Here is a 23,738-nt window from a genome sequence, read left to right as displayed (position 1 = left end):
TGCGGATCTCAGTCACGGATTCCCCTAAACTTCTTCGGTTATGCACTGCTGATGCTTGAATCGTACGTTACCCGCGCGCGCTGCGGTACGCTCACACGCTGACTTTGGCCACGGTGGTTTCGCTGCCGCGGCGGGCGTGCACCCGGCTCCGGCATCCCGGCGTCGCGGCACTTGCCGCTACGCAGCGCGGGGGGTGCTGACCGCAACAGTGAATTTGGCGTTCCTGCCTGCCACGCGGGTGGGGCCGACAAACCGTTCCAGTGCGGGCAGATACTGCAGGTGGCTGTTGTAGACGGTCCAGAGTTCTCCGCCCGGCGCCAGCACCCTTCCAGCGGCACGGAACATTTTGATTCCCGCCCCGGCGTGGACGCTGGCACCCAGGTGAAAGGGCGGATTCAACAGGATGAGGCCGGCGCTTCCGTCCGGCAGGGAGTCCATGGCATCGTCCTGGAGGACGGTGATCCGCCCCGCCAGGCCGTTGGCTTCAGCTGTGGCCCGGGCAGAGTCGACGGCCGCGGCCGACTGGTCAGTCGCAGTGACGTTCGATTCCGGATGGCTCCTGGCGTACATGGCGGCCAATATGCCGGTCCCGCAGCCGAGGTCCACAACATGTGGTACCGACGGCATGTCGGGCACGTACCGCAGCAGGAACCTTGTTCCGATGTCGAGCTTGGTACCCGCGAATACCGCACCGCGTGCGCAGACTGTGAGGTCCAGCTCGCTGTTGCTGTCCGCGACGGGAAACGGCGGCGGTCCCGTTACCGGCTTGGCGTCCCTGGCTATCAGGACCCGGGATTTTTGCCGGGCCAATTGCGGCTGAACGTCGTTGAAGTACCGTTGCAGGACGCTGTTCATGCCCAGGCTCATGTGCTTGATCCGGCCGCCGGCCAGCAGCACCGTGTCCGGAGCCGCGTAGCGGGCCACAGCGTCCGCCGCTTCCTCGAGCTCCGCGAGCGTCCTGGGCAGCTGGAGCAGCACCACGTCGGCGTCGTCGAACAGTGCGGCGCCGAGCGGCAACTGCTCAAAACCGGCGTCGATGCCAAGCCCTGCGGCATTGTTACGGAGTGCCCGCTCCCCCGTGATCAGGTCCTGGTGGACCTTGACGTCCCGGACGCCGTAGCCGGCCAGCGCCCCCAGGGTGAGGGCCCCGTAGCGGTCACCAATCACTGCGATCCGGCTCTCCGGCGTCAGCAGTTCCGACGCTGTTTCGAGGAGTAGCTTGTCGGTAGCATCCCAAGCCTGCAGGTTCGGGGCTTCAACGTCGGGGAACCGGCGCAGACCGGCGAGTACTGATGCCACGGTGTTGTCCGCCACGTGCAAGCTGCCGCCTTCCCTGTCCATTGTCATTCCGCCGCCGGGAGGGAACCACGGGGCGAAAAGCTACCCAGTAAACCTACCGCGAAAACGGTGCTGTCCGCGGCGTGCACAACGGTCAGGTCCGCGCCTCTTCAGCCGCGCGGCGATCGAACATCCGCAGGATGCCGGCTACTGCCGCCCTGCCGGCCCGGTTTGCGCCAATGGTGGACGACGACGGCCCGTACCCCACCAGGTGGACCCTTTCCTCCGCTGCCACCTGGGTGCCGTCCATGGCGATGCCCCCGCCGGTGCCCCGCAGGTGCAGCGGCGACAGGTGTTCCAGCTCCGCCCGGAAGCCGGTGGCCCAGAGGATTACCGCGGCGGCCAGGAAGCTTCCATCGGCCAGCCTGACGCCGTCGGGCTCTATCGCCGTGAACATCTCCCGCCGGTTCAGGGCGCCGCGCGCGGCAGCCGCACGCAGCGAGGGCGTCCGGATAAGACCCGTGACAGACACCACGCTTTGAGGCGGGAGTCCCTGGCGGACCCGTTCTTCGACCAGGGCGACGGCATCATGGCCCGCCTGCCGGTCAAACTCGGCGTCCCGCCACACCGGCTCCCGGCGGGTAAACCAGCTGGTGGTGGTCACCTGGGATATTTCGTCCAGCAGCCCGACGGCGGAAATTCCGCCGCCCACCACGATGACGTGCTGCCCGCGGAATTCCTCGGCCGCCACGTAGTCGGCCACGTGCAGCTGCCTGCCCCGGAAGCTGGACTGTCCCGGGTAGATCGGCCAGAACGGCCTGGTCCACGTGCCGGTGGCGTTGATGACCGCCCGCGCGGACCAGCTGCCCACGGATGTTTCGATCCGAAGGCGCCCCGAAGGGCGGTCATCTTCACGGGACACCGAACGGACCTTCACGGGCCGCAGGATATTCAGCCCGAGCCCGCTCTCATAGTCACCGAAGTAGCGTGAAAGGAACGCGGAACTCGGCTCAGCCGGGTCGACGTCCGGCTTCGGAATGCCCGGCAGGTCGCTGATGCCGTTGACGGTGGCCATCCGGAGGCTTTGCCAGCGGTGCCGCCATGCGCCACCAGGCCCGGCTTCGGCGTCAACCACAACGTATGAACCTGGCGCATTTTCCGCCATGGCTGGAGCTGCGTTTTCGCCGGTTCCGCCCGCGGCCAGAAAGCCGCGACGCTGAAGGTGGTAGGCGGCGGATAAGCCGGCCTGGCCCGCGCCGATGACCACTACATCCGCGGCCTGAAGTCCGGCCGCCTGGGCGTTGAGGATCTCCGGTCCCGCCTAGACCTTCTTGACCACGCTGGATTTGAGCTGCATGGGTCCGACACCGTCCACTTTGCAGTCGATGTCGTGGTCGCCCACGCCGTCCATCAGCCGGATGCCGCGAACTTTGGTCCCGACCTTGATGACCGTGGAGCTTCCTTTGATCTTGAGGTCCTTGATGACCGTGACGGTGTCACCGTCAGCGAGGACATTTCCCACCGCATCCTTGATGACCGACTCCGTGGCTCCTGCGGCATCCGTCGCCTCGGCCGACCACTCGTGGGCGCACTCGGGGCACACCAGCAGCGCGCCCATCTCATAGGTGTACTCGCTGGAGCATTCAGGGCAGGGAGGGAGGGTTTCGTTCACGCTCCCATATTAGTCGAGCGTTAAACAGCGAAAGCCGCCCTGAAGGGCGGCTTTCGCTGGATGAACCTGGGTGGAGCTGAGGGGACTCGAACCCCTGACCCCCTGCATGCCATGCAGGTGCGCTACCAGCTGCGCCACAGCCCCAAACTCTTGTTTCTTCCGGACCGATCTCCGTAAGCAACTTGATTATCTTAAACCACAATTGTGTAAGACGCCAATTCGGGTCCGGAGCGCCTGATCCGCCGGCCGCCACTGCCCTGAACGGCGGACATGAGCACGGACAAACGCCACGAAAGGAAGGGCCGGAAAACAAAAAGGTCCGCCGGAATCTTGCGATTCCGCCGGACCATTCGGTGGAGCTGAGGGGACTCGAACCCCTGACCCCCTGCATGCCATGCAGGTGCGCTACCAGCTGCGCCACAGCCCCGAATTTTCATTGCTCCGGCACCTTCAGTCTTCACTGACGGGCCCGGTTCTTTGTCCGGATCTCTCCGAAGCAACTCAAATATCTTAGAACAGGCATTCCGAAAATTCCAAATCGGGCATATTCGGTGGCCTGCTCCGGATTACTCGCTGTCTGAGGAGACCGCCGCTTTGGCCGACGTGTCTTCCCCGAGCTGAAGGTCAACCACGGGGCAGTCCTTCCACAGGCGCTCGAGGGCGTAGAAAACGCGGTCTTCCTCGTGCTGGACGTGGATGACGACGTCGGAGTAGTCCAGCAGGACCCAGCGTCCGCCGGAACGGCCCTCGCGGCGGACAGGACGGAGATCCTGCTTGCCCAGTTCCTCTTCAATGCCGTCCACGATGGCGTTGACCTGGCGCTCACTGGGCGCCGAGGCGATCAGGAAGACGTCCGCCAGGGCCAGCCGTTCGCTGACGTCCAGGCCCACGATGTCCTGGGCTATTTTGTCCGCAGCAGCACGCGCGGCTACGCGGGCTATGGCGATGGATGAATCGGTTGCAGTCACGGGACTCCTTGTTGTGGTTTAAAGCTATGTCGTTCGGACGCGATGGGTATCAGCGCCAGGGTGTCGGAGAGGGCTGCGGGGCGGATGATGCCCCGGTGCGTTGAATCAGGGTGCCAGGCCGCTGATGATCATGGTGACGCCGGCAATCAGCGCAACAATCCCCAAAGCAAGGACGGCCAGCTGGAGCAGCCTGATACGGTGCGCCCGGCCCAGGCCAGCGGTGACGGCGTCCAGCGGTTCCAGGCCGTAGGCGCTGTTGGCCGCTACACGCGGCTTGTCCACGAAATTCTCACCGGCTTCAGCAGCCCAGGGCTCTACGGCCGGGGACGGCGCCGCTGCTGCCGCTGGATCGGCGGCAGCCTGAGCGGCAGCCTCCGCGCGGGCAAGTACGCCCGCCCGGCCGGTGGCCGGCGCCGGGTTCCGCCTCGGCAGGCCGGTTTTGCGGGGCCCCTTGGTGCCTGGCGGCTGCAAGCGGGGGCCGGGATTGGTGACCACGGGGACATATGACGTAGCAGGCTTTTTCATCACCGGCCGGTCGATGCCGGGGACCTTCTCGAACTCCAGCGGAGTCACCATCGCGAGGTTGCTGACAGCCGAGGGCTCGGTCTTGGGGTGTGCAGGCTGGCTGGCCTGCTCGGCCAGCTTCTGCTTGGCCATGGCCCGCTTGTTCAGGATGGCGGCGCGCTCGGCCAGGGCAATCTGCTCCGCAAGGATTTCAGGATCCACTGCTTCGGGATCGTTCGCCGCGATGTGCTCCATCTTGGCGATCTGGTTCCTGGCCTGTTCGGCGATGAGGGAACGCGCTGCAAGGGCCTGCTCGACGGTCATTCCATCGGGAAGCCTGCTGTCCGCGCTGGCCTCCGGCGACTCCGTCCGCGGAGCCTCGGCGGGCTGGGTGCCGGCCTGTGGCGCCGGCTGTCCTGGACGCGCCTGCGGGGCGGCCTGCCCGGGACGTGCAGGAGGAACGGTGCGCTGGGCGGACGTGCGGGCCGGCGGAACGACCATGTTCGCGGCGGTGGCAGGCGCCGCCTCCGCCTGGAGCTGCTGGAGCCGGAGCTGGCGGCGCGTGGGCGGACCGCCGCCGGACAGCCGCTCCTCCTTCTGCGCCAGTTCCTTGATGGTGCGCAGGGCAGCGCGGTCCCGTGCCCGGCTCTGCGAGGAGCGCTCGGGGCCGGCCGGAGTCCGGACCGAGTCCACGGGCCCCGGAGCCACACGACGGATGCGGCCTGTGCCGTCTTCGCGGTCCGGCGCCGGTGTTGCGTTCCCGGGCGTTTTTGAGGCAGGGGGAACCGGACCCGGTGCCGGGGGCACCGCGTCCTGAACTGATTCCGCGCGCTCATCTCTGGCCTGTCGCAATTCGCGGCGGCTACGGAGGGGAGGCTGTTCCTGGCTCATCTAACAACTCACTCGGTACTGGCTGGTTCGTGTAACTCGGTAAGTGCGGCACTGTCGTCCGGGTCCGGCTGCCCGGCATACAAGCCGTATTTCGCAATGTATTGGACCACCCCGTCCGGCACGAGGTACCAGACAGGGTTCCCGGCCGCGACGCGCGTCCTGCAGTCAGTCGAGGAAATGGCCATGGCCGGGACTTCGAGGAGGCTGACGTCTTTCCTGCCCATTCCGTCGAGGACGTGCCCGGGCCGGGTCACGCCAACGAAATGCGCCAGCGACCACAGTTCATCGATGTTCTTCCATGACAGGATCTGCGCCATGGCGTCCGCTCCGGTGATGAAGAAAAGGTCCGCATCGGGACGCAGCGTACGGAGGTCGCGCAGGGTGTCGATGGTGTAGGTGGGGCCGGGGCGGTCCACATCAACCCTGCTGACGGTGAACCTGGGGTTGGACGCCGTGGCGATGACGGTCATGAGATACCGGTGCTCCGGTTCGCTGACCTTCTTGCTCATCTTCTGCCAAGGCTGGCCGGTGGGGACAAACACCACTTCGTCGAGGCCGAACTTGGCCGCAACTTCGCTGGCGGCGACAAGGTGACCGTGATGGATGGGATCAAAGGTGCCACCCATCACACCCAAACGCAGGCGGCGCTTGGCGCCGCGCCGCTTCAGGACCGCAGTGATGTTAGTGGCCTTGGCCGTGATCGTGCTTGTTCGGGTGCTGGCGGTGGGGATCCGAGTGCTCCTCGACGGCCTCATGCCGGTTGCCCAGGTTGCTGTAGGACAGCGTCACGAACATCAGAACGAGCATGATCGCAAAAATGGACACACCAAAGACCCACGGTTCGGCCCACAGCGGAGCCAGTTCTTCATGTTCGGCGACCGACGCGCCTACCTGCTGCAGCAGCATTTTCTCCCCTAAAGAGTTCACAAAATGACGACGGCGGTCATTCCCGCCGTTCCGGACTTCTGTTCCATGTTACAGCGTTGCTAGCTGCGGATCTGGCCCTCGCCCTGCACGATCCACTTGGTGGTAGTGAGTTCCGTCAGGCCCATGGGGCCGCGGGCGTGGAGCTTCTGGGTGGAAATTCCCACCTCGGCGCCCAGGCCAAGTTCACCGCCGTCGGTAAACCTGGTGGAGGCGTTGACGATAACCGCTGCTGAGTCGATTTCGGATATAAACCGTTCAGCGTTCGCGAGGTCGTTGGTGATGATGGCCTCGGTGTGGCCGGTGGACCATTTACGGATGTGCTTCACGGCCTCATCCAGGTTGTCCACCATGCCCACCGCGAGGTCGAGGTCCATGTATTCGGTGGCCCAGTCCTCGTCCGTGGCCGGAACGGATTCCACGGAGGCGGGCAGCGCGGCGCGGATCCTCTCATCGGCATGCAGTGTGACTCCGGCTTTCCGGAGGGCGGCGGCGACGGCGGGCAGGACGGTGGATCCGGAATGCACCAGGAGGGTCTCCACGGTGTTGCAGACGCTGGGGCGCTGGGTCTTGGCGTTGAGGAGGATTTCCACGGCCATGTCTTCACTGGCGGATTCGTCAATGAAGATATGGACGTTGCCTTCGCCGGTCTCGATGACGGGTACGGACGAATTGTTGACCACGGTCTGGATCAGGTCCCTGCCGCCGCGGGGAATCAGGACGTCCACCCGGCCGCGGGCCCGCATCAGGACATTGGCGCCTTCACGGCCGAACTGGTCCACGCTCTGGACGGCGTCCGCGGGCAGGCCCACTGAATCAAGAGCGTCGCGGAGGACCCGGATGAGGGCCTCATTGGTGGCCGCGGCGGCTGTGCCGCCCCGAAGGATCACCGCGTTGCCGCTTTTCAGCGCCAGCCCGGCAATGTCCACGGTCACGTTGGGGCGGGCCTCATAGATGGCGGCAACGACGCCCATGGGAACGTTGATCTGGCGCAGGCGCAGGCCGTTGGGCAGCGTCTGGCCGCGGACCACATTCCCCACGGGGTCCGGCAGGCCCGCAAGGTTCTCCAGCGCAGCGGCGAGGGCCTCGATGCGCGTGTCGTTAAGCGTCAGGCGGTCCAGGAGGGCGGCCGATGTTCCGTTGGCACGGCCGGCTTCCACATCCTTGGCATTGGCGGCCAGGATCTGGGCCTTGCTGGCGATCAGGGCCGCACCGATGGCGCGAAGGCCCTTGTCCTTCCAGGCACGGTTTGCGCGCGCCATCCGGCGGGCAGCGTGACGGGATCGGTCAGCGATGGCGTGCACGGCGGCCTCGACTTCAGCCGGGGACAGCTGGGCATCTTCCGGCGCGGAAGATACCTCCGCGGCCTCGTGGGATTTCTCGGCGGCTTGGTGGATCAGTGCCTCAGTCATCATTCAAGTCTAGGCGAATCAGCCCGCTAGACCAGAACCAGGTCATCAACGTGAACAACCTCACGGTCGAAGCCACGGCCGAGGGACTCCCCCAGTTCCACCGTGGAACGTCCCAGCATTTGGGGCAGTTCGTCCGAGGAATAGTTGACCAGACCGCGGGCGATGACCGTACCGTCCGGGGAAACCATTTCGACGGCGTCGCCTGATTCAAAGGTGCCTTCAACGGCTGTGATCCCGGCCGGGAGCAGCGAGAAGCGGTGGTCACGGACAGCCTTGACGGCGCCGTCGTCGAGTAACAGCCGGCCCTGCACGTGCGCAAGGTGGGCGAGCCACATCATCCGCACCGATTTGCGGCCGCTGTTGACGGAGAACCAGGTTCCCACGTCCTCGCCGTTCAAGGCTGCTGCGGCGTTGGCGGTGGACGTGACGAGCGCGGGGATTCCCGAATCGGCTGCCATCGTGGCGGCCTCGACCTTGGTCTGCATGCCGCCGGTTCCCACGCCTGCCTTGCCGGGCTTGCCGATATTGACGCCCTCAAGGTCCTGGGGGCCGTCCACCTGGGCGATTCGCTTGGCACCTTTTGAGGGCGGCCCGTCATAGAGCGAGTCGACATCGGAGAGCAGCACCAGGGCATCGGCCCGGACCAGGTGCGCCACGAGGGCGGACAGCCGGTCGTTGTCACCGAAACGGATCTTGTGCGTGGCCACGGTGTCGTTCTCGTTGACCACGGGCACAACGCCCAGGTTGAGGAGCCGGTTCAGGGCGCGGAAAGCATTCATGTGGTGGCTGCGCCGCATCAGGTCATCCGCGGTCAGCAGGACCTGGCTCACGGTCACGCCGTGTGCTGCGAAGGCATGCGTGTAGCGGGCCATGAGGAGCCCCTGGCCCACGCTGGCGGCTGCCTGCTGGGTGGCGAGGTCCCGGGGACGCTTCACCAGGCCCAGCGGGGCCAGGCCGGCCGAGATGGCGCCGGAGGACACGAGGATGATCTCCGTGCCGGCGTTGCACTTGGCGGCCAGCGCGTCCGAAAGCCTGATCAGCGCCTCTTCTGAAATTCCACCCTGGATGCTGGTGAGCGACGACGATCCGACCTTGACCACGATGCGGCGCGCCCTGGCGAGCATGCTGCGGTCGTCGGTCCTGGGTTCCTCGATGACAATTGCGGAATTATCGGTCACGTGTGGGGGTTCACTCCTCATTCTCGGTGGTCAGTCCGCTTTCCTTGAGCGGCTGTGCGGCACGGCGGCCGCTCACTGATTCAGTCCAGATGCCGGCTTTACGTTCGGCTTCCAGCTCGGCCCGGGCCGCAGCCTTGGCGTCGCGGCGCTCCTGCTGCTCGTCACGCTTCTGACCGCGGGTGGGGCGGTCGCCGATGTCGGCGAAGCGGACGTCCGTGCCACGCGGCGAGGCAAGCAGCTCGGCGCCGGCCATCATGGTGGGCTCCCAGTCGAAGACCACGCCGTCGTCTTCACCGATCACAACGGTGTCGCCGGGCTTCGCGCCCTGCTTGAACAGCTCGTTTTCGACGCCCAGCTTGGCCAGGCGGTCCGCGAGGTAGCCGATGGCTTCCTCGTTGGTGAAGTCGGTCTGCTTGACCCAGCGCACGGGCTTGTCGCCCAAAACGCGGAACAGCGGCTCGAGGTTCTTTTCCTCGCGGCGGATCTTGAAGCCGGACTCGTTGACTGCGCGGGGGCGCAGCACCGGGGCGTGGACCTTGGGCGGCGTGGCGGCCACAGCGTCCCGGGCGGCCTTGACGATCTCCGCCATGGCGAAGCCAAGCTGGCGCAGGCCTTCATGGCTCGTGGCGGAGATTTCGAACACGCGGTAGCCGCGGGACTCAAGCTCGGGCCGGACGAATTCGGCCATGTCCTTGCCGTCCGGCAGGTCCACCTTGTTCAGGGCCACAAGGCGCGGCCGGTGGTTGAGCGGGACAACTTCGCCGTCGCTGCCGGCGTAGCTCATGTCAACCGCGTACTTTTCGAGCTCGGCTTCGATGATGGCGAGGTCGGACAGCGGATCGCGGTCAGCCTCGAGCGTTCCGCAGTCCAGGACGTGAACCAGCGCGGCGCAGCGTTCCACGTGCCGCAGGAAGTGGTGGCCCAGGCCCTTGCCCTCGCTGGCTCCCTCGATGAGGCCGGGGACGTCTGCAATGGTGAAGCGCACGTCGCCGGCCTGGACGACGCCCAGGTTGGGGATCAGCGTGGTGAAGGGGTAGTCGGCAATTTTCGGGCGTGCCGCGGACATGGCGGCAATCAGGCTGGACTTGCCGGCGGACGGGAAGCCCACCAGGGCGATGTCCGCAATGGACTTCAGTTCCAGGACGATGTCGCTGGATTCGCCTTCGATGCCGAGCAGCGCGAAGCCCGGGGCGCGGCGCTTCTGCGAGGAAAGTGCGGCGTTGCCGAGCCCGCCGGGGCCGCCGGCGGCAGCGATGAACTCGGTGCCTTCGCCGACGAGGTCGGCCAGCACGCGACCGTCCTTGGTCTTGACGACGGTGCCTTCCGGAACGGGAAGGATCAGGGTTTCGCCGTTCTTGCCGCCGCGCCAGTCGCCCATGCCGGGTCCGCCGTTGGTGGCGTGGCGGTGCGGCGCGTGGTGGTAGTCCAGCAGCGTGGTGGTCTGGGGGTCAACGCGCAGGATGACATCGCCGCCGTCGCCGCCGTTGCCGCCGTCCGGACCGCCCAGGGGCTTGAACTTCTCGCGGTGGACGGAGACACAGCCGTGACCGCCGGTACCGCCGGATACGTGCAGTACTACCCGGTCTACAAAGCTCGCCACGTGAATCTCCTCTGTGCTTAACCTGACCGTCTTGGACGCCCAAATTGATTGTAATGCGGTTAAAAGAACAGTGGAGCGGGCCATCATGGCCCGCTCCACCGGTTTAGATCTTGTTGTTACTCTGCAGCTGCAGCAGCAACGATGTTCACGACTCGACGGCCGCGGCGGGTGCCGAATTCGACAGCGCCGGGGGTCAGGGCGAACAGGGTGTCGTCGCCGCCACGGCCAACGCCGGCGCCCGGGTGGAAGTGGGTGCCACGCTGGCGGACGATGATCTCGCCTGCGGAAACTACCTGGCCGCCGAAGCGCTTGACGCCGAGGTACTGGGCGTTGGAGTCACGACCGTTGCGAGTGGAGCTCGCGCCTTTTTTATGTGCCATTTGAAATGCCTGCCTTAAAAATTCTGGGGAATCTGCTGAAAACCTGAAAAGTAACGGAAGGTTACTTGATACCGGTGATCTTGACCTTGGTCAGTTCCTGACGGTGACCCTGGCGCTTCTTGTACCCGGTCTTGTTCTTGAACTTCTGGATGACGATCTTCGGACCACGAAGGTCCTGGAGGATCTCAGCCGTAACCGTTACCTTGGCCAGGTCCGCAGCGGCAGACGTGACTTTGTCACCGTCTACCAGGAGCAGTGCGGGCAACTCAATGGTGCTGCCGGCTCCACCGGGGACGCGGTTCAGGGTAACGAAGTCTCCAACGGAAACCTTCTCTTGGCGGCCGCCTGCGCGGACAATCGCGTACACCACTGGGGAACTCACTTCTCTCGACGTTTATTACTAGATTTGCGTGCGGAACCTGGGTCCAATTGTTTGGCCTGGCTCACGCTGTGCCTCAACGCCGGTGGATTCCCCGGGGGAACCCATGAGTTATCCCACGAACCATTCCGCTTGTCATTCCAAACAGACTGTTCCGGGGTCATAACCCAAGTGTTGGCGTAAGCACCGAAGATCTAGACTACGCTAATTTTGCCTTCGGCCGCAAATGAGGCTGGCTCCGACGGTAGTACGTGATAGGCGCCACTCTGTGCAATACAGACTGCCGCTGCAACGACTTCCGGAACCGTGCCCCATTACCTTACCGGCTCCGGAACACTTTGCGGTGCAGCATGCACGCGCGGCGCGTCGAAAAAGTCCACCTCGTAGCGGCACGACTGCCGGAAGGCCAGGCGCATGGCCTGCCGTTCTGCTGCAGAGGCAGCCTGTGCGGCGTCGTCGGTGATACGCACTGCCTCCCTGGTGGCGGCGGCGAATTCCTCGTCGGCGTACGTGCGGAGCCAGTCGGCGTAGGGATGGCCCGACGGCGACCCGGCCGCCTCGAACTGACCGTGCAAGGTGGCACCCACCTCGGCGTAAAGCCAGAAGCACGGCAGCACCGCGGCCACGAGCACTCCATAGCTTCCGGAAACAGATGAGGCCAGCAGGTGGTCCACGTAGGACTTGGTGACCGGTCCCAGGGCGGCGTCCACGTTCCGGGTGCTGAGCCACGTCCTGTGCAGTTCGGACTCCACTTCCAGGCATTGTTGCGCCGAGCGGGCCCAGAAGAGCTGTTCGGCCTCGGTGGGGGCAATGGCGGCGGCACGGGACAGAACCCTGGAATAGCCGTTCAGGTAGATGGCATCCTGGGCAAGGTAATACGCAAAGTGCTGCTCGGTAAGGGAGCCGTCGGCGAGGCCGCGGATGAAGTCCAGCCCGTAGATGTCATCCAGGTCCGCTCCGGCGTCCTGCCGGAGCGCCGCGGCGAACTCCCCTGCGGCCAGCGCATCCTGGCCCTTCGGCGCCAGATGGTGGAAATGGTGCACCGGGCCGTTGCCCGTTCCCACCTCCAGCGCTCCGGCTTCCCTGAGCGCTCCCTGCAGCCATGGCTTCACTGCCCGCAGGGATGCCTCCCAATCCCCCAGCCTTGCCTGCGCGGTGGCCATGGCCGAGGACAGGGAACAGCCGGTGCCGTGGCTGTTCCTGGTGTCGATCCGCGCGCCGGGGACCACCACAACGTCCTGGGCGAGCAGTCCTTCAGTGTTGACGAGGGCGTCGGGGCATTCGCCGCCCTCGAGGTGTCCGCCCTTGACCAGCACCGTGGTGCCCGCCTGCGCGGCGAGGCGCTTGCCCTGGCCGAGTGCCGCTTCCCAGTTGTCCGCCAGTGGCTCGTTGAGCAGCATCGCCAGTTCTGCCAGGTTCGGCGTGATGAGGTCGGCCAGCGGCAGCAGTTCGCGCAGCTCGGCCTCGGCAGCCTCCTGCAGGAGCCGGTCCCCGCTGGTGGCGACCATCACGGGGTCAAGAACCACGACGGCGGGACGGGCTTTCTCCAGCCAGCTACGGACGGCGGCAATCACCGCAGAGTCGCCCAGCATGCCGATTTTCACGGCGTCGATGCTGATGTCGTCGCTAATGGCCTCTAGCTGCGCAGTCAGGAAGCCGGCCGGCGGAACGTGGACCGCCCGGACACCGTGGGTGTTCTGTGCCGTCAGGGCGGTGATGGCAGCCATGCCGTATCCCCCGTTGGCGGCAATGCTTTTGAGGTCCGCCTGGATTCCCGCCCCGCCGGACGGATCGGAACCGGCGATGGCCAGCACCCGCGGCGTGCTGCGCAGCGGGCCGCCTCCCGGTGCAGGCGCTACGGGCGTGGCAGGAGTGGGCAGGAATGATGAAGCCAAAGGAGACATCCCTTCGCCGGTGCTAACCGGACAGGTTCAACGGGTCTGGATCTCAGCCGGCCCTGTGCGCGGCACCCCGTGTCAGTCCCCTAGCCTAGCTTTTCCCCGCAACGAACTCGCGGGCACGGCCCGAAACACGCGTATTGCTACGCCTGTCCCGGGCCGCACCCGCGGTGTCAGCTGGCTGAACGAAAGCCTGGCCTGATCAAAGCTCGTTGGCTCAGAGTTCCGAGGCCGGGACCCCCACGCCAAGGATGATCGGCTCGTTGGCCGGCGCCTTGGCGGGCGCATCCTTCTTCGCCGGCTCAGGTGCCTTGGCTTCGTGCGTGTGCCCTGATGCGGCAACCGGGGCAGTCTCGTGGTGTTCCACGGACGTCTCGTTCGCTGCGCCCTGGGCACGGCTCGCGCTTCGGTTGCGGCGGGGACGGCGGGCCCGGCCCTGCACCGCGGTGTGGTCGGTGTAGTCGGCTTCAACAGCCTGGGCCGCCGGCGCCTGCGCTGCCGGTGCCTGCGGTTCAACCGGTGATGCCGGAGCCTCTGCCGCGGCAGGCTCACCAAGGTGGGCGAAAGCTTCGGCCAGGCGGTCAAGGGTCAGTGCCGGTCCGGAGGCAGGGGCTTCTCCGGCGTGCTCTACGAACGGCAGTGCCACCTTTTCGCCGCCAAAGGTCAGGACCGCTGCCGGCCGCCCTGCAGCAGCCACTTCGGTTTCCGACACCTTCGCGGGCCGGGCCGCAGCGGGTGCAGACGGGGTGGCCTGCGTCGGAGCCGGCCGCGCCGGCGCTCCTGCCTGCCCGGCCGGGGACTGGGCGCCCTGTGCCTGGGCTGCCAGTGCCTGGCCTACTGCCTGTGCTGCGGCGGCCGCGGCCGCGGGGGCTGCATGGCCGGCCTCGGCATCGTGGAGGTGGGCAGCATGCGCTGCCGCTGCGATGTTGGCCAGCGCCACGCGGGTCGCTTCAGCCTTGGCATGGCGCTCGGCGTCGGTGGGCTCGTGGTGCACAGGAGCCGGCGTCAGCGGAGCAGCCTCGGAAGACGGCTGGCCGCCCTTGCCGCGTCGGCGGCTCTTGCGCTCCGTACGGGGTGGCTGCTGGGTTTCCGTCCGCGGCACGTGGTGTTCGGCGGCCACAACGTTGGCGCGGCGGTGTTCCACGGGCTCGTCGTGGGTGACGATGCCGCGGCCGGCGCATGCCTCGCACTGCTCGCCGAAGACTTCCAGGAGACCGGTGCCCATGCGCTTGCGGGTCATCTGCACGAGGCCCAGCGAGGTGACTTCGGCAACCTGGTGCTTGGTCCGGTCGCGTCCGAGGCACTCGACCATGCGGCGAAGCACAAGGTCGCGGTTGGATTCGAGCACCATGTCGATGAAGTCAATGACGATAATGCCGCCGATGTCGCGGAGCCGCAGCTGGCGCACCACTTCCTCGGCCGCTTCCAGGTTGTTCTTGGTGACGGTTTCCTCAAGGTTGCCGCCGCTGCCGGTGAACTTGCCGGTGTTGACGTCAACCACGGTCATGGCTTCGGTGCGGTCGATCACCAGGGAGCCGCCGGAAGGCAGGAAGACCTTGCGGTCCAAGGCCTTGTGGATCTGCTCGTCGATCCGCCAGGCCGCGAAGATGTCCGTGTCCTTGGTCCACTTTTCGAGCCGGCCCACCAGGTCCGGCGCCACGTACGTGACGTACGCCTCGATGGTGTCCCAGGCTTCCTCGCCGGAAACGATCAGCTTGGAGAAGTCCTCGTTGAAGACGTCGCGGACCACCTTGATGGTGAGGTCCGGTTCGCCGTAGAGCAGCTCCGGCGCAAGGATCTTGGTGGACGTGGCCTGGCCTTCGATGCCTTCCCACTGGGCGCGCAGGCGGTTGATGTCGTGCGTCAGCTCTTCCTCGGACGCCCCCTCGGCGGCCGTGCGGACAATAACGCCGGCATCTTCGGGGAGGCGGTCCTTCAGGATCCGCTTGAGCCGGTTGCGCTCGACGTCGGGCAGCTTGCGGGAGATCCCGGTCATGGAACCGCCGGGAACGTAGACGAGGTAGCGGCCGGGCAGGGAGATCTGGCTCGTCAGGCGGGCGCCCTTGTGGCCGACCGGGTCCTTGGTGACCTGGACCAATACGGAGTCCCCGGACTTCAGCGCGTTCTCGATCCGGCGCTGCTTGCCCTCAAGGTTGACGGCGTCCCAGTTGACCTCGCCGGCGTACAGCACGGCGTTGCGGCCGCGTCCGATATCCACGAATGCGGCTTCCATGGAGGGCAGGACGTTCTGGACCTTGCCCAGGTACACGTTGCCGATCAGGGAGTCCTGCTGGGTCTTGGAAACGAAGTGCTCGGCCAGGACGCCGTCTTCCAGGACGCCGATCTGGATTCTGTCGTCGCGCTGGCGGACGATCATCTGGCGGTCCACGGATTCGCGGCGGGCCAGGAACTCCGCCTCGGTAATCACGGTGCGGCGGCGGCCGGTGTCGCGGGATTCGCGGCGGCGCTGCTTCTTGGCCTCAAGCCGGGTGGAGCCCTTGACAGACGTGACGCGGTTGTTGACGGGCGCCTCGCTGATGGCCCGGGGCGCCCGGACGCGCGTCACGGTGTTGGGCGGGTCATCGTCTCCCCCGCCAGTGAGCTCAAGGTCCTGGTCGCCGCGGCGGCGGCGGCGACGGCGGCGGGACGTGACGCCGTCGTCCGCGGTAACGATGGACTCCTCATCGGCGTCCTCGTCGCCGGCGCCTTCGCCAGCCTCGGATTCGCCGGCAGCTTCCCGGTCGGTTACGCGGCTGCGGCCACGGCGTCCGCGGCTTCGACGGCGGCGCGAGCCACCGGCGTCGACATCCTCGCCCTCGCCCTCGTCCTCCGTCTCCTCGTCGCTTTCCTTGGCCGCGGCAGGCGCGGCTGCCGGGCGGACCACGGCGCTCAGGTCCGGTGCCTGGAAAATCATGGAGGTGACAGCGCCGGGTTCGAGGAAGAGCGCACCGACGGGGCTGGCGGCTTCAGCCGCTGCAGGCTGCGCCGGCTCGGCAGGTACGGGAGCGGCGGGTTCCTGGCCGGCGGCGGCCACGTTTTGTTCGGTCGGTTCAGTTGTTGCTGCCGGTTCAGTTGTTGCTGCGGATTCTGCTGCTACGGATTCGGCAGCGGGCGCGGCTTCCGTGGCGGCGGCAGGCTCAGCGGCCGGCTGGACGTCGGCGGCTTTGGCCGGGGCTTTGGCGCGTGAGGCACGGCGGCGGACAGGCTTTTCGACGACGGCGGCTTCTGCCGGCGCCTCAAGTGCCTGCCCGGTTTCACCCTGCCCGGTTTCAACCTGCTCTGCAGTAACCGTCACCGACGCGTCATCGGCGAATACCGGAAGCGGCTCGGCGGGCTCCACCTTTTTCCGTGAACGGCTGCGGCGCGCCGGCGGCTTTTCCACTGCAGCGGCTTCTTCCGCCGGGGTGTCTGCTGCCGGGGCTTCTGCTTCCGGGGTCTCCGCCCGGGCTGGCTCCGATTCGACGGCTTCAGTCTTGGGGACAACTTTGCGCCGTGTCCGGACGGCCCGCTTGGGCGCTGGGGGCGCTACTGCCTCTTCGCTAGCAGCGGTTTCTTCATTAATGGCTTGAACCTGGTCATTATCCATATGTGGCGACACTCCTGCCCCTGACGCACCGCCACATCCGGCACCCATTGGGGCACATATTGTCAAAACCCGCAGGCGTTGACAGAAGTCAATTGGATACCCTCAGGTTCGCACCGGCAGTGGGGTGCGGCAGCCCTGGAGGGCCGGTAGCGTTGTTCTGAAACCCGTTGTTCTCAAAGCCACAACCAGGTGCCGTCCAATGGCATTGCAGGTAGTCCGGGATCTATCGTGGATCCGGAGCATGCCCTGCTCATCATTGGCGGTCTTACAAACAAGCCACCGGACTGAAATTCGAATGTGGATCGTATTCCAGCCAGCTTCATTCTCTCATACGCTCAGTCAATCAACGCGGAAGCGGCGCGATCCGACCCACGATCAACGAGCGGCGGGGAGGAGTCTGTGGGGCCAGTCCAGCCTCCGGCGTTACAATCAGGGCGAGGAGCCCTCTAGAAAAAGGACGCGACATCCCATGCCCAGCATCTCCAATTCCATGCAGAACGACTTGGTGGACGGTGACCTCCGCGAACGTTCAGCGGCCCGGGAAGGCTTGCCTCCCATGACCCGGGACAAACCGTTTGGCTGGCTGCTGGTCATCACCGGCGTCATTGGCTGGCTCGCCTCCGGCGCCCTGGTCCTGGAGAAGCTCGCAGTCCTCATGGATCCCAACCATGTCACGGCCTGCGACATCAGTCCGTGGGTCTCCTGCGGAGCCGTCATGCAGACGTGGCAGAGTTCCCTCTTCGGCTTTCCCAACATGTTTATCGGCATCGTGGCGTTCGCCATCGTGATCACCACCGGCATGGCGGTTCTCTCCGGCGCCAAGTTTGCCCGCTGGTACTGGCTAGGCCTGCAGGCCGGCGTGACGCTTGGCTTTGCCTTCGTGGTGTGGCTGTGGTCGCAGGCGCTGTATTCCATCCACATCCTGTGCCCGTTCTGCATGGTGGTCTGGGCCGCGATGATTCCGCTCTTTGTGTGGACCACGGTCCGGAACATCGCACACGGCGTGATCAAGCTGCCGGCAGGCCCCGCGAAGATCGCCGGCGACTCCGGCTGGATTGTCACGGCCCTGCTGTACGTGGCCGTGATCGCCACGATCTTCTTCGCCTTCATCCAGGTTTTCGTCGGGACATCCGGCTACTAATCCGGCTACTAACAAGTGCGAGCGTACAGATAAGGCCCCCGTTTCTTCGGAAACGGGGGCCTTATCTGTACGCTCGCGCTGGTGGCTGTTAGTCCTGGAACCAGATCTTGATCTCGCGTTCGGCGGAATCGACCGAGTCGGAACCGTGGACCAGGTTCTGCTGGACCTTCAGGCCCCAGTCGCGGCCGAAGTCGCCGCGGATGGTGCCGGGCGCCGCCGTCGTCGGGTCGGTGGTGCCGGCGAGGGAACGGAAGCCCTCAATGACGCGGTGGCCTTCGAAGATGGCGGCGACAACGGGTCCGCTGAGCATGAACTCCACGAGCGGCTCGTAGAACGGCTTGCCCACGTGCTCTTCGTAGTGCTGCTCCAGCAGTTCGCGGCTGGCGTCGACCTTCTTGAGCTCGGTCAGGGTGTAGCCCTTGGCTTCAATCCGGCCAAGGATGGCGCCGGTCAGGTTGCGGGTCACGCCGTCGGGCTTGATCAGGACGAGGGTGCGCTCAATGCTCACAGCTGCTCCAATGTGGTTGGTGGGGGTTCGAAATTAGTCTAGTTGGTTTCGCCGTCGGGGTGGGCGGCTTCCCATTCGGCCTGTTCACGTTCGCGCTGCGCGGCCTCGCGGTCGATCCGAATGCCGGTCCGGATGCCGTACCACCAGGCCACGGCGAAGAGGATCCCCACAACGAACATCATGGGTTCGATGAATCCGGCGAAGATCAGGACGAGCTGCAGGATCCAGCCCAGGGCAACACCCCACGGCTTGGACAGCACGGCACAGGTGAACACCAACACCAGGCTCAGGCCGATGCCCACGGAGAGGATTACAGCGGGCGGGAACTCGTCGCGGCGGAGGCCGAAGACTGCCAGCGTGGCGAAGAACGCAACGAACCCTTCCAGAACCAGGACCGTGGAGGCGAACATGACCTTGGTGGAGCGCCGCTTCTTGGGCATCCCCGGACGCCACTCCCGCTGCGCTTTTGTAAGTCGGGCCATGGTCAGGCATCCGCCTTTCCGAGCAGGATCCGGGCTTCCGCCACGAGCGTGATGGAGCCGGTCACCAGGACGCCGCCGGCCAGGTCGTCATTGGACTCGGCGTGCTCAACGGCCCATTCCAGGGCGTCGTCGAGCTTTTCGGCAACGTGGATGTTGTCCTCGCCGAAGCCCAGGTCCAGCGCGATTTCAGCGAGGTCCTCGGCCGGTACGGCGCGGGGCGAGTTGGACTGCGTGAAGCAGTATTCGGCCGCGAGGTCGCCCAGGGACTCCTTGAGCTGGCGGAGAATCTCCTCGGCGTCCTTCTCCTTCAGGACGCCCACCACCACCACGAGCTTGGTGAAGCTGAAGGCCTCGTGGATCGCCTCGGCCGAAACGCGGATCCCCTCGGGGTTGTGGGCGGCGTCCACGATGATGGTCGGGGCAGTCCGAAGCACCTCCAGGCGGCCCGGTGAGGTGACCGTAGCAAACGCCTCCTGGAGGATTTCGGCGTCGAGCGGCTTTTCACCGCCAAAGAAGGCCTCCAGCGCGGCAATGGCGACGGCAGCGTTCTCCGCCTGGTGCGCGCCGTGCAGCGGAACCAGGAGTTCCTCATACCGGCCGGCCAGGCCCTGGATGGTCACCATCTGGCCGCCGACGGCAACCGTCCGGGACTCGACGCCGAACTCCACGCCTTCGAAGCGGTACGGTGCCTGGACTTCGCGGGCCTTCTCGAGCAGCACCTGGGCGGCACCCACGGGCTGTGCGGCGCTGACCAGGAAGCCTCCCGGCTTGATGATGCCGGCCTTTTCGTAGGCAATCTCTTCAGTGGTCTCGCCGAGGAGGTCGGTGTGGTCCAGTGAGATGGGCGTCACGACGGCCACCTGGCCGTCGCCGACATTGGTGGCATCGGTGATCCCGCCCAGTCCCACCTCCATGACGGCCACGTTGACCGGCTGGTCGGCAAAAACGGCGAAGGCCAGGATGGTGAGGCACTCGAAGTAGGTCAGCCGGGGCTGGCCCTCGGCTTCGAGTTCGCTGTCCACGATCTGCAGGTAGGGCCTGATCTCGTCCCAGATCCGGACGAAGGTCTCGTCCGACACGGGGGCGCCGTCAACGCTGATCCGCTCGGTGACCTTGGACAGGTGCGGGCTGGTGTAGCGCCCGGTGCTCAGCCCGTGGGCCCGGAGCCCGGCTTCGATCATCCGGGCCGTGGACGTCTTGCCGTTGGTGCCGGTGACGTGGATGATCGGGAACGCCTTGTTGGGCTCCCCCAGCACATCCATGGCCCGGAACAGCGGCGCAAGGCGCGGCTCCATTTTGTTTTCCGGCGCCCGGCCCAGCAGCTCGGCGTAGACGCTTTCCACGGAGAATTCGTCGGTCATTTGTTTAGGCCTCTACTTTTTCTGCCGCGGTCCTGGCAACAGTGACCTGCGGTTCGTTGACGTCGGCCGCGACGGTGTCCAGCCGGACTGTCAGCGTCTCGGTCTTGACGAGTTCAGCGTTCGCCAGCAGGGCATCAACGACGTCCTGCTTCGCGGTGACGGTGGTGTGGATCCGGTCGCTGACGTTGAGTCCGGCGTCCTTGCGGGCCTGCTGGATGGCGCGGACCATGTCGCGGGCGGCACCTTCGGCTTCCAGTTCCGGGGTGACCTCGGTGTTGAGCACCACGAACCCGCCGCCCGGCAGCACCGCAGCCGCGCGCGAGCCTTCACCCTCCGCGGCTTCCGCCACGACGGTTTCCAGCGTGTATTCCTGCGGCTCCAGGGCCAGGCCGCCGGCGGTGACCACGCCTTCTTCGCTAACAGACCAGTCCCCGGACTTGGACCCCTTGATGGCTTGCTGGACGTTCTTCCCCAGGCGCGGGCCGGCGGCCCGGGCGTTCACCACGAGCTTCTGCTCGATGCCGAACTCCTCCGGGGAGGCGCTTTCGGCGTCGAGCAGGCGGACGGAGCGAAGGTTCAGTTCATCGGCGACGACGGCGGCGAAGCCTTCCAGCGCGTCCGCGCCGGGTGCCACCACGGTGAGTTCCTGCAGCGGCAGGCGGACCCGGAGGTTCGCGGCTTTGCGCAGCGAGGATCCGGTGGAGCAGATCTGCTGCACGCGGTCCATGGCTTCCACCAGCGAGGGGTTGGCCGGGAACAGTTCCGCGTCCGGCCAGTCGGCCAGGTGCACGGAACGTCCGCCGGTGAGGCCCCGCCAGATCTCCTCGGAGACCAGCGGCAGCAGGGAAGCGGCCACCCGGGAGACTGTTTCCAGCGCGGTGTAGAGCGCATCGAAGGCATCAACGCTCTCGTCGAAGAAGCGCTGGCGGCTCCGGCGCACGTACCAGTTGGTGAGCATGTCCAGGTAGCTGCGCAGTTCGTCGCAGGCACCGGAGATGTCGTAGCCGTCCAGCTGGGCGGTCACATTGCGGACCAGGTCGCCGGTGTTGGCCATCAGGTACTGGTCCAGGGTGTCGGCATAGCCGTCGTACCGCAGCTTCGCGTCATAACCGCGCCCGCCGTCCGCGGCGTTCGTGTACAGCGTGAAGAAGCTGTACACGTTCCACAGCGGCAGGATGACCTGGCGGACGCCGTCGCGGATTCCCTGTTCGGTGACCACCAGGTTGCCGCCGCGCAGGATCGGGCTGGACATCAGGAACCAGCGCATGGCGTCCGAGCCGTCGCGGTCCAGGACCTCGGAGACGTCCGGGTAGTTGCGCAGGCTCTTGGACATCTTCTGCCCGTCTGAACCCAGCACGATGCCGTGGCTGATGACGTTGCGGAAGGCGGGCCGGTCGAACAGCGCGGTGGAGAGGATGTGCAGCATGTAGAACCAGCCGCGGGTCTGGCCGATGTACTCGACGATGAAGTCCGCCGGGTTGTGGGTGTCGAACCATTCCTCGTTCTGGAACGGGTAGTGCACCTGGCCGTACGGCATGGAGCCGGAGTCGAACCAGACGTCCAGGACGTCCTCGACGCGGCGCATCACGGACTGGCCTTCTTCGGGGGTCCGCGGGTCATCCGGGTTCGGGCGTGTCAGCTCGTCGATGAACGGCCGGTGGAGGTCCACCTGGCCGGCTTTGTTCAGCGGCAGACGGCCGAAATCGGCTTCGATCTCGGCGAGCGAGCCGTAGACGTCGGTGCGCGGGTATTCGGGGTCGCTGGACTGCCACACCGGGATGGGGCTGCCCCAGTAGCGGTTGCGGCTGATGGACCAGTCGCGGGCGTTGGCCAGCCACTTGCCGAACTGGCCGTCCTTGACGTTGCCCGGGATCCAGTTGATCTCCTGGTTCAGCTCGGACATGCGGTCCTTGAACTTGGTGACTTCCACGTACCAGGAGGACACCGCGCGGTAGATCAGCGGGTTGCGGCAGCGCCAGCAGTGCGGGTAGCTGTGCTCGTAGCTGGCCTGGCGCACCAGGCGGCCCTGCGCGCGGAGCACCTGCGTGATGGGCTTGTTGGCCTCGAACACCTGCAGGCCTACGATGTCGTGCAGGTCGCCGTGCGAGAAGAGCGGCAGGAACTTGGCGCCCTCGTCCACGGAGAGGACCACCGGGATGCCGGCCTCTTCACAGACCTTCTGGTCATCCTCACCGTAGGCGGGCGCCTGGTGGACAATGCCGGTGCCGTCGGTGGTGGTGACGTAGTCGGCCACGAGGAAGCGCCAGGCATTCTCGGTGCCGTACTTCTCAGCGTCGCTGAAGTCGCTCCACAGCGGCCGGTACTGCAGGCCGGCCAGCTCGGCGCCGGTGTAGGTGGCGGTAACCGCGGCCTCGGCGGCTTCCACGCCGGCGGTGCCGTCCCCGTAGCCAAGGTCCTTGGCGTAGGCGCCCAGCAGGTCCGCCGCGAGCAGGAAGCTGCCCGTGACGGGGGCCTCGGGGGACGCGGCCTTGATGCCGTTGGGACCGGCAGGCAGCACGGCGTAGGTGATGGACGGGCCGACGGCGAGCGCCAGGTTGGTCGGCAGCGTCCAGGGCGTGGTGGTCCAGGCGAGGGCCTGAACACCGGCGAGCTTCTGTGACAGTTCGGATTCCCCGGCGGTGATGGGGAAGGTGACCGTGACGGTCTGGTCCTGGCGGTTCTTGTAGACGTCGTCGTCCATGCGCAGTTCATGGTTGGACAGCGGCGTCTCGTCCTTCCAGCAGTACGGCAGGACGCGGTATCCGTTGTAGGTCAGGCCCTTTTCGTGCAGCTGCTTGAAGGCCCAGAGCACGGACTCCATGTATTCGACGTTGAGCGTCTTGTAGTCGTTCTCGAAGTCCACCCAGCGGGCCTGGCGGGTGACGTAGCTCTTCCACTCGTCGGCGTACTTCATCACGGAGGCGCGGCAGGCGTCGTTGAACTTGTCGATGCCCATGGCCTCGATCTGGGTCTTGTCCGTCATGCCCAGCTGCTTCATGGCTTCCAGCTCGGCGGGGAGGCCGTGGGTGTCCCAGCCGAAGCGGCGCTCGACGCGGCGTCCGCGCTGGGTCTGGTAGCGGCCCACCAGGTCCTTGGCGTAGCCGGTCAGCAAGTGGCCGTAGTGGGGCAGGCCGTTGGCGAAGGGAGGGCCGTCGTAGAAAACGAACTCGTTGCTGCCGGGCTGCCCGCCGGGGGCGTCAGCGCTGCGCTGGTCGATGCTCGCCTGGAAAGTGCCGTCCTCATCCCAGTACTTGAGGATGCGTTCTTCGATCTCCGGGAACTTCACGGAGGCCGATACACCGGAGGTGTTGGAAGCAGAGGCGGTGGAGCCGGCGCCTGCGGCGGAGGCCTTGGGGTAATAAGTCATCTCGACATCCTGGGTTGAGCTAGTGAACAAGTGGATCATTCAGGATGCGAGGACGGCCCGTGCGCTGTTTTCCAACTGCACCGGTACCGCGGTACCACCTCACTTACCGTCGCCGGGCCCCTGCGATAAGGACAGAGCACCGGCGTCGGCCGCTCATTGCTGCTGTGACGGGCTTACCCGTCCGGTTCTACTGCCCCGGGTTCCTGCAC

19 protein-coding genes, 2 tRNA genes and 1 riboswitch are annotated in these 23,738 nt (G+C 66.0%); of the genes, 1 reads left to right on the top strand and 20 read right to left on the bottom strand.

Annotated features, from left to right (window positions below):
- Positions 1-177: 177 nt before the first annotated feature.
- The 16 genes from AC6JAC_RS10030 to AC6JAC_RS09955 form a co-directional block, all read right to left on the bottom strand.
- Complete coding sequence (locus AC6JAC_RS10030) at positions 178-1,314, bottom strand: class I SAM-dependent methyltransferase (protein ID WP_043437401.1); 1,137 nt, start codon at positions 1,312-1,314, stop codon at positions 178-180.
- Between the two features lie 118 nt (positions 1,315-1,432).
- Positions 1,433-2,545: an NAD(P)-binding domain-containing protein gene (locus AC6JAC_RS10025; RefSeq protein ID WP_043437304.1), complete on the bottom strand. Its 1,113-nt coding sequence runs from the start codon at positions 2,543-2,545 to the stop codon at positions 1,433-1,435.
- 54 nt (positions 2,546-2,599) lie between these two features.
- Positions 2,600-2,950 carry a zinc ribbon domain-containing protein YjdM gene (locus AC6JAC_RS10020; protein ID WP_028269013.1) on the bottom strand — a complete coding sequence of 117 codons (351 nt, stop codon included), beginning with the start codon at positions 2,948-2,950 and terminating at the stop codon, positions 2,600-2,602.
- A gap of 71 nt (positions 2,951-3,021) precedes the next feature.
- Positions 3,022-3,094 (bottom strand) — tRNA-Ala (locus AC6JAC_RS10015).
- A 210-nt stretch (positions 3,095-3,304) separates the two neighbouring features.
- Positions 3,305-3,377, bottom strand: a tRNA-Ala gene (locus AC6JAC_RS10010).
- A gap of 139 nt (positions 3,378-3,516) precedes the next feature.
- A complete protein-coding gene (gene rsfS, locus AC6JAC_RS10005; protein ID WP_011692226.1) occupies positions 3,517-3,918 on the bottom strand; it encodes a ribosome silencing factor in 402 nt (133 codons plus the stop codon).
- A gap of 105 nt (positions 3,919-4,023) precedes the next feature.
- Positions 4,024-5,313: a hypothetical protein gene (locus tag AC6JAC_RS10000; RefSeq protein ID WP_028269012.1), complete on the bottom strand. Its 1,290-nt coding sequence runs from the start codon at positions 5,311-5,313 to the stop codon at positions 4,024-4,026.
- An 8-nt stretch (positions 5,314-5,321) separates the two neighbouring features.
- The gene (nadD, locus tag AC6JAC_RS09995) at positions 5,322-5,939 is read right to left on the bottom strand and encodes a nicotinate-nucleotide adenylyltransferase (RefSeq protein ID WP_028269011.1); all 618 of its coding nucleotides are present in this window, start codon (positions 5,937-5,939) and stop codon (positions 5,322-5,324) included.
- Positions 5,940-5,994: 55 nt separating this feature from the next.
- Complete coding sequence (locus AC6JAC_RS09990) at positions 5,995-6,219, bottom strand: hypothetical protein (RefSeq protein WP_011692229.1); 225 nt, start codon at positions 6,217-6,219, stop codon at positions 5,995-5,997.
- Between the two features lie 80 nt (positions 6,220-6,299).
- Entirely contained in the window at positions 6,300-7,649 is a 1,350-nt protein-coding gene (locus AC6JAC_RS09985; protein ID WP_028269010.1) for a glutamate-5-semialdehyde dehydrogenase, read from the bottom strand.
- A 26-nt stretch (positions 7,650-7,675) separates the two neighbouring features.
- The gene (gene proB / locus AC6JAC_RS09980; protein ID WP_051628678.1) at positions 7,676-8,773 is read right to left on the bottom strand and encodes a glutamate 5-kinase; all 1,098 of its coding nucleotides are present in this window, start codon (positions 8,771-8,773) and stop codon (positions 7,676-7,678) included.
- 64 nt (positions 8,774-8,837) lie between these two features.
- On the bottom strand, positions 8,838-10,427 hold the full coding sequence (gene obgE, locus AC6JAC_RS09975) for a GTPase ObgE (RefSeq protein WP_028269008.1): 1,590 nt from the start codon (positions 10,425-10,427) through the stop codon (positions 8,838-8,840).
- A gap of 116 nt (positions 10,428-10,543) precedes the next feature.
- On the bottom strand, positions 10,544-10,807 hold the full coding sequence (rpmA, locus tag AC6JAC_RS09970) for a 50S ribosomal protein L27 (RefSeq protein WP_009372867.1): 264 nt from the start codon (positions 10,805-10,807) through the stop codon (positions 10,544-10,546).
- Positions 10,808-10,868: 61 nt separating this feature from the next.
- On the bottom strand, positions 10,869-11,177 hold the full coding sequence (gene rplU, locus AC6JAC_RS09965; protein ID WP_011692233.1) for a 50S ribosomal protein L21: 309 nt from the start codon (positions 11,175-11,177) through the stop codon (positions 10,869-10,871).
- Positions 11,178-11,500: 323 nt separating this feature from the next.
- Complete coding sequence (locus AC6JAC_RS09960; RefSeq protein WP_028269007.1) at positions 11,501-13,090, bottom strand: bifunctional hydroxymethylpyrimidine kinase/phosphomethylpyrimidine kinase; 1,590 nt, start codon at positions 13,088-13,090, stop codon at positions 11,501-11,503.
- Positions 13,073-13,170: riboswitch (TPP riboswitch) on the bottom strand. (Overlaps the previous gene by 18 nt.)
- A 131-nt stretch (positions 13,171-13,301) precedes the next feature.
- Complete coding sequence (locus AC6JAC_RS09955) at positions 13,302-16,670, bottom strand: Rne/Rng family ribonuclease (RefSeq protein ID WP_497964514.1); 3,369 nt, start codon at positions 16,668-16,670, stop codon at positions 13,302-13,304.
- 469 nt (positions 16,671-17,139) lie between these two features.
- Between AC6JAC_RS09955 and AC6JAC_RS09950 the strand changes: the two genes are divergently transcribed.
- Complete coding sequence (locus tag AC6JAC_RS09950) at positions 17,140-17,811, top strand: vitamin K epoxide reductase family protein (protein ID WP_497964512.1); 672 nt, start codon at positions 17,140-17,142, stop codon at positions 17,809-17,811.
- 88 nt (positions 17,812-17,899) lie between these two features.
- Here the strand turns inward: AC6JAC_RS09950 and ndk are convergent, their stop codons facing one another.
- The 4 genes from ndk to ileS are packed head-to-tail and all read right to left on the bottom strand — an operon-like array spanning position 17,900 to position 23,529.
- A complete protein-coding gene (gene ndk, locus AC6JAC_RS09945) occupies positions 17,900-18,319 on the bottom strand; it encodes a nucleoside-diphosphate kinase (RefSeq protein WP_028269004.1) in 420 nt (139 codons plus the stop codon).
- Positions 18,320-18,357: 38 nt separating this feature from the next.
- On the bottom strand, positions 18,358-18,801 hold the full coding sequence (locus AC6JAC_RS09940; protein WP_497964510.1) for a DUF4233 domain-containing protein: 444 nt from the start codon (positions 18,799-18,801) through the stop codon (positions 18,358-18,360).
- A gap of 2 nt (positions 18,802-18,803) precedes the next feature.
- Complete coding sequence (locus AC6JAC_RS09935) at positions 18,804-20,162, bottom strand: bifunctional folylpolyglutamate synthase/dihydrofolate synthase (protein WP_497964508.1); 1,359 nt, start codon at positions 20,160-20,162, stop codon at positions 18,804-18,806.
- 4 nt (positions 20,163-20,166) lie between these two features.
- Positions 20,167-23,529, bottom strand: coding sequence for an isoleucine--tRNA ligase (gene ileS, locus AC6JAC_RS09930; protein WP_028269001.1), 3,363 nt, complete (start codon positions 23,527-23,529; stop codon positions 20,167-20,169).
- Between the last annotated feature and the right edge of the window lie 209 nt (positions 23,530-23,738).

The sequence above is a fragment of the Arthrobacter sp. KUASC02 genome (assembly GCF_059739395.1).
Note: the sequence above shows the minus strand (reverse complement) of the source record. Positions and strands in the feature narration are given on the sequence as shown.